The organism is Bacteroides sp. HMSC067B03 (genome assembly GCF_001811315.1).
Classification (GTDB): Bacteria; Bacteroidota; Bacteroidia; order Bacteroidales; family Bacteroidaceae; genus Bacteroides; species Bacteroides faecis.
In genome coordinates, this window is sequence record NZ_KV804289.1 from 115,595 (window position 1) to 122,119 (window position 6,525).

A 6,525-nucleotide genomic window follows, 5' to 3' on the forward strand; every position below is an offset into this window, starting at 1 on the left:
TAAGGAATATGAAAAAAGGTATCCAATTAGTGGCTCTGCTATTGACAGTAGTTATGACCTCATGTACGGGTGGAAAAGATAAGGCTGCTTTGAAACAGGAAGACGAGAAGCCTAGAGTAAAAGTGGCTGATGTAACGGCCCGTCCCGTAGATCAGATACAGGATTACACAGCGACGGTGGAAGCTGAAGTAAAGAACAACATTGCTCCTTCGTCACCTGTCCGCATCGACCGGATTCTGGTAGAAGTGGGCGACCGTGTATCCAAAGGTCAGAAGTTGGTACAGATGGATGCAGCCAATCTGACACAAACGAAACTGCAACTGGACAATCAGAAAATAGAATTTAATCGTATTGACGAGCTATATAAAGTAGGTGGTGCTTCTAAATCAGAGTGGGATGCTTCGAAGATGCAGCTCGATGTGAAGCAGACTGCCTATGATAATCTGGTGGAGAATACTTTCCTGTTGAGCCCGATCAATGGAGTAATCACTGCCCGTAATTATGATAATGGTGATATGTATAGCGGAGGCAGTCCGGTATTGGTAGTCGAGCAGATTACTCCGGTCAAGCTGATGATCAACGTTTCTGAAACCTATTTCACGAAAGTGAAGAAAGGTGAACCGGTAGATGTGAAGCTGGATGTATATGGTGACGAACTGTTCAAGGGAACTATCAGCCTGATCTATCCGACTATCGACGCAACTACCCGTACTTTCCAGATCGAGATCAAGTTGGACAACAAAGATCAGCGTGTACGTCCGGGAATGTTTGCCCGTGCTACTCTGAACTTCGGTACGGCGGATAATGTCGTAGTGCCCGACTTGGCTATTGTGAAACAGGCAGGTTCCGGTGATCGCTATGTGTACGTTTATAAAGATGGCAAGGTGTCTTACAACAAAGTAGAGTTAGGCAGACGTATGGGCTCGGAGTATGAGCTGAAATCCGGTGTGCCCGATAACTCACAGGTGGTAGTGGCCGGACAGGCACGTCTGATAAACGGTACAGAAGTAGAGATCGAGAAGTAAAATCACTATTAAACTAATCACGATAAAGAAATGAGTTTATACGAAGGTGCGGTTAAGAAACCGATTATGACCTCCCTCTGCTTTCTGGCAGTGGTGATTTTTGGTCTTTTCTCTTTGTCTAAGTTACCTATCGACTTGTATCCGGATATTGATACAAATACGATCATGGTAATGACCGCATATCCTGGCGCAAGTGCTTCGGATATAGAAAATAACGTTACCCGACCGCTGGAGAATACCTTGAATGCGGTGAGTAACCTGAAACATATTACCTCTCGTTCTTCCGAGAACATGTCATTGATTACGCTGGAATTTGAGTTTGGTAATGATATTGACGTGCTGACGAATGATGTGCGTGATAAACTTGACATGGTAAGTTCTCAGCTTCCGGATGATGTCGAGAATCCGATCATCTTCAAGTTCAGTACGGACATGATTCCTATTGTATTGCTTTCGGTACAGGCTAATGAGAGCCAGGCTGCGCTTTACAAAATATTGGATGACCGTGTGGTTAACCCTCTGGCACGTATCCCCGGTGTGGGTACGGTGTCCATCAGTGGTGCACCGCAGCGTGAGATTCAGGTATACTGCGACCCCAATAAGCTGGAAGCGTATAATCTGAGCATTGAGACAATCAGCTCTATTATCGGAGCCGAAAACAAGAATATTCCGGGTGGTAACTTCGATATCGGTAGTGAGACGTATGCACTCCGTGTGGAAGGAGAATTTGACGATTCCCGGCAGTTGGCGGATATCGTAGTCGGTACGCACAATGGAGCCAATGTATTTCTGCGTGATGTGGCACGAATTGTTGACACAGTAGAAGAACGTGCGCAGGAGACTTACAATAATGGTGTGCAGGGGGCAATGATTGTAGTTCAGAAGCAGTCGGGAGCCAACTCTGTAGAAATCTCCCGTAAAGTAGAAGAAGCCCTTCCGCGCTTGCAGAAGAATCTGCCGAGTGACGTGAAGCTGGGAGTGATTGTAGATACTTCCGATAACATCCTGAACACGATTGACAGTTTGGCAGAAACTGTAATGTACGCTCTGTTGTTCGTTGTGATTGTCGTGTTCCTTTTCTTAGGACGCTGGCGCGCGACGTTGATTATCTGTATCACGATTCCGCTTTCATTGATTGCCTCTTTCATATATCTGGCAATTACCGGAAATACGATTAATATTATTTCGCTTTCGTCTCTGTCTATTGCCATCGGTATGGTGGTGGATGATGCGATTGTGGTACTTGAGAATGTGACGACGCATATTGAGCGTGGCTCGGACCCGAAACAGGCTGCAGTGCATGGAACGAATGAGGTGGCGATTTCCGTAATCGCTTCTACACTGACCATGATTGCCGTGTTCTTTCCGTTGACAATGGTAAGCGGTATGTCCGGTGTACTTTTCAAGCAGTTGGGCTGGATGATGTGTGCCATCATGTTTGTGTCTACTGTGGCGGCATTGTCACTGACCCCGATGCTCTGTTCGCAATTACTCCGCCTGCAAAAGAGACCGTCGAAAATGTTCAAGCTCTTCTTTACTCCGATTGAGAAGGCGTTAGACGGACTCGATACCGGGTATGCGAAGATGCTGAACTGGGCAGTTCGTCATCGTCCGATTGTGATTGTGAGCTGTATCGCTTTCTTTGTTGTCAGTTTGCTTTGTGCAAAAGGCATTGGTACGGAGTTCTTCCCTGCACAGGATAATGCCCGTATCGCTGTTCAGCTTGAGTTGCCGATCGGTACACGAAAGGAAATAGCGCAGGAGCTTTCAGAGAAACTGACTAATCAGTGGCTGACTAAATATAAGGACATCATGAAGGTATGTAACTATACTGTAGGTCAGGCAGATTCCGATAATACTTGGGCTTCTATGCAGGACAACGGTTCGCATATCATTTCCTTCAACATCAGTCTGGTGGACCCGGGCGACCGTGATATTTCGCTGGAAACAGTCTGCGATGAGATGCGTCAGGACTTGAAAGCTTATCCGGAGTTCAGTAAAGCACAGGTTATTCTGGGAGGTAGCAATACCGGTATGTCTGCTCAGGCAAGTGCCGATTTTGAGATATACGGATATGATATGACGACGACCGATAGCGTGGCCGCCCGTTTGAAACGTGAATTGCTGAACGTGAAAGGTGTAACTGAGGTTAACATCAGCCGTAGCGATTACCAGCCTGAATATCAGGTTGATTTCGACCGCGAGAAACTGGCGATGCACGGACTGAACCTGGCTACTGCAGGTAATTATTTGCGTAATCGTATCAATGGTGCCGTTGCTTCCAAATATCGTGAGGATGGAGATGAGTATGATATCAAAGTGCGTTATGCACCCGAATATCGTACCAGTCTGGAAAGCCTCGAGAATATCCTTATTTATAATGCAAAAGGAGAATCAGTACGCGTGAAGGATGTCGGAAAGGTAGTAGAACGTTTCGCGCCCCCTACCATCGAACGTAAAGACCGTGAACGTATCGTTACTGTGTCCGCCGTTATTTCGGGAGCTCCGTTGGGTGACGTAGTAGCAGCCGGAAATAAGATTATCGATAAGATGGAACTTCCGGGGGAAGTGACCATTCAGATTTCCGGTTCGTTCGAGGACCAGCAGGATTCGTTCCGTGATTTGGGAACACTGGGTATTCTGATTGTCATTCTTGTGTTCATCGTAATGGCAGCACAGTTTGAGTCACTGACTTATCCGTTCATTATCATGTTCTCTCTGCCGTTTGCATTTAGTGGAGTCTTGATGGCATTGTTCTTCACAGGCAGTACGTTGAGTGTAATGAGTTTGCTGGGAGGTATCATGTTGATTGGTATTGTGGTGAAGAATGGTATTGTGCTCATTGACTATATCACCCTCTGTCGAGAGCGGGGTATGGCAGTCATCAACTCTGTGGTGACATCCGGCAAGAGCCGTCTGCGTCCGGTATTGATGACGACAGCCACTACGGTTTTGGGTATGATCCCGATGGCTATCGGTGGCGGACAAGGTTCTGAAATGTGGAGTCCGATGGCGATTGCCGTTATCGGTGGTCTGACAATATCGACTATTCTTACTTTGATTCTGATTCCTACCTTGTACTGTGTATTTGCCGGAACCGGTATCAAGAACCGACGTCGTAAACTTCATCGTCAGCGCGAGTTGGATGTTTACTTCCAGGAACATAAAGACGAAATTATTAAGAAATAACAGAAAAGAAATATGAAATCAGTATTGATAACATTCGACCAGGCTTATTACGAACGGATTATGGCATTGCTCGACCGTCTGAACTGCCGTGGCTTTACATATTTGGAAAAGGTGCAGGGACGTGGTTCAAAGACAGGTGATCCGCACTTCGGCAGCCATGCCTGGCCTAGCATGTGCTCTGCTATCCTTACGGTAGTTGATGACAATAAAGTTGACCCGTTGCTGGATACACTGCACAAGATGGACTTGCAGACCGAACAGTTGGGCTTGCGTGCATTTGTATGGAACATTGAACGGACGATCTAGCGCTCGTACTGTGAATAAATAATCAGAAGGGAGAATCTATAAATAATGTAGATTCTCCCTTCTTTATTCTCTCTTTTGTCTATCTTTGTAGCCCGAAAACGTTTGGCACCGATGAGCTTGTGCTCCGGCACCGATGAAGACCTCCTCCGGCACCGATGAAGGGGTGGTTCGGCACCGGGTAAAAAACAAGAACGAAAAGGAGAGCCTATATCTATTTATAAGATGAAGATTATCAAAAACTACCTGAAATATTCGTTATGGTTTGTACTGACAGTGTTTGCAGCGCTGCTCGGACTTTATTGGCTTCCGGCTATAACAATCGACGGACACACGATGAGGCGTGTCGATATTTTAAGTGATCTTCGCTATCCGAAGCAAGAAGTGGCGGCAGCCGATTCTGACAGTATACCTTTACCTCCGGTTGTAAAGCCGGCTTTTGTTGATACATGTCGTGCAGGCATGACTTGTATTGAAGATTACGGTGACTCCACCCGTTGTGGTATGGCTTCTTTTTATGAAGCACTCGATCGTACTTCTTCTTCGAATCCGGAGGATGACGGACTGGTGCGTATAGCCGTTTTCGGTGATTCTTTCATAGAGGCGGATATATTCACGGCTGATTTGCGCGAAATGCTTCAGAAACGTTTTGGAGGTTGTGGTGTGGGATTTGTCACGATTACTTCGATGACGAGTGGCTATCGTCCTACTGTGCGCCATACCTTCGGGGGATGGTCCAGCCATGCGGTGACGGACAGCGTCTATTTCGATAAAAAGAAGCAAGGTATTTCCGGACATTACTTTATTCCCCGTGAAGGGGCATACGTCGAGTTGAGAGGACAAAGCAAATATGCTTCGCTTCTTGACACTTGCCAGCGAGCTTCGATTTTCTTCTACAATAAAGATTCCGTTTATCTTACTGCACGTGTGAACCGGGGAGAGAATAAGAACTACTCTTTGGCACCTTCCGGTGATTTGCAAAAGATTTCTGTAGAGGGGCGTATCGGCTCTGTACGGTGGACGGTAGATCGTGCCGACTCCACCCTTTTCTACGGATTGGCCATGGATGGAAAGAAAGGAATCATTCTCGATAACTTTTCTTTGCGCGGTAGTTCCGGCTTGTCATTGCGTGGTATTCCGCAACAAATGCTCCGTCAGTTTAACGAGCAACGTCCTTATGACCTGATTATTCTTGAATACGGATTGAACGTGGCTACCGAGCGTGGACGCAATTATGATAACTATCAGAAAGGGCTGCTTACTTCTATCGAGCATCTGAAGAACTGTTTTCCACAGGCGAGTATTTTGCTGTTAAGTGTCGGTGACCGTGATTATAAGACTGAAGACGGTGAACTTCGTACTATGCCGGGAGTCAAGAACCTGATTCGCTATCAGCAGAACATTGCTGCCGAGAGCGGCATTGCTTTTTGGAATATGTTCGAAGCGATGGGCGGCGAGGGCAGTATGGCGAATTTGGTACATGCCAAACCTTCGATGGCGAACTATGATTATACGCATATCAACTTTCGCGGAGGCAAGCATCTGGCCGGATTGCTTTATGAAACATTGATATACGGTAAGGAACAATATGACAGGAGGCGTGCTTATGAGTAAAAGTAGCCTGTTGCGTATCTTTATCTTAGTCTTTTCCGGAGTTTTCTCTTTTCTTCCGGAGGGAATGGCGCAAGACCGTATCCCTGCTTGTCCTCCATTGGGGAAGACCTTGAAGCACATAAAGCCTTTGCGGGAAATGAACTGGGCAAATGACACGATCCCGGTGCAGACATCTTTTCCCTCCGCTTTCCGCGAAACCGGCAGGAATGAGATTATCGACAGCATTGCTTTGTTGACACCCGTATTTGAACGGCTTCGTCAGGTGCGTGCCGGCCTTTCCGAAGATACGGTGCGTATTCTTCATATTGGTGACAGCCATATTCGGGGGCATATCTATCCGCAAACTACGGGAACGCTGCTGAAAGAAACGTTTGGGGCTGTCTCTTATACGGAT

4 protein-coding genes and 1 pseudogene are annotated in these 6,525 nt (G+C 46.7%); all 5 read left to right on the forward strand.

Translation table 11 applies throughout. The features are described from left to right. The first annotated feature begins 8 nt into the window (after positions 1-8). Positions 9-1,025, forward strand: coding sequence for an efflux RND transporter periplasmic adaptor subunit (locus HMPREF2794_RS04590; protein WP_010535547.1), 1,017 nt, complete (start codon positions 9-11; stop codon positions 1,023-1,025). A gap of 30 nt (positions 1,026-1,055) precedes the next feature. Further along, on the forward strand, positions 1,056-4,214 hold the full coding sequence (locus HMPREF2794_RS04595; RefSeq protein WP_055269539.1) for an efflux RND transporter permease subunit: 3,159 nt from the start codon (positions 1,056-1,058) through the stop codon (positions 4,212-4,214). Between the two features lie 12 nt (positions 4,215-4,226). Further along, positions 4,227-4,520, forward strand: coding sequence for a PG0541 family transporter-associated protein (locus HMPREF2794_RS04600; RefSeq protein WP_008762066.1), 294 nt, complete (start codon positions 4,227-4,229; stop codon positions 4,518-4,520). Positions 4,521-4,742: 222 nt separating this feature from the next. After that, on the forward strand, positions 4,743-6,131 hold the full coding sequence (locus HMPREF2794_RS04605) for an SGNH/GDSL hydrolase family protein (RefSeq protein WP_022300798.1): 1,389 nt from the start codon (positions 4,743-4,745) through the stop codon (positions 6,129-6,131). Then, positions 6,124-6,525 (forward strand): annotated as a pseudogene (locus HMPREF2794_RS04610) (lipase); the annotation flags it as partial. The gene HMPREF2794_RS04605 and the pseudogene HMPREF2794_RS04610, both read left to right, overlap by 8 nt.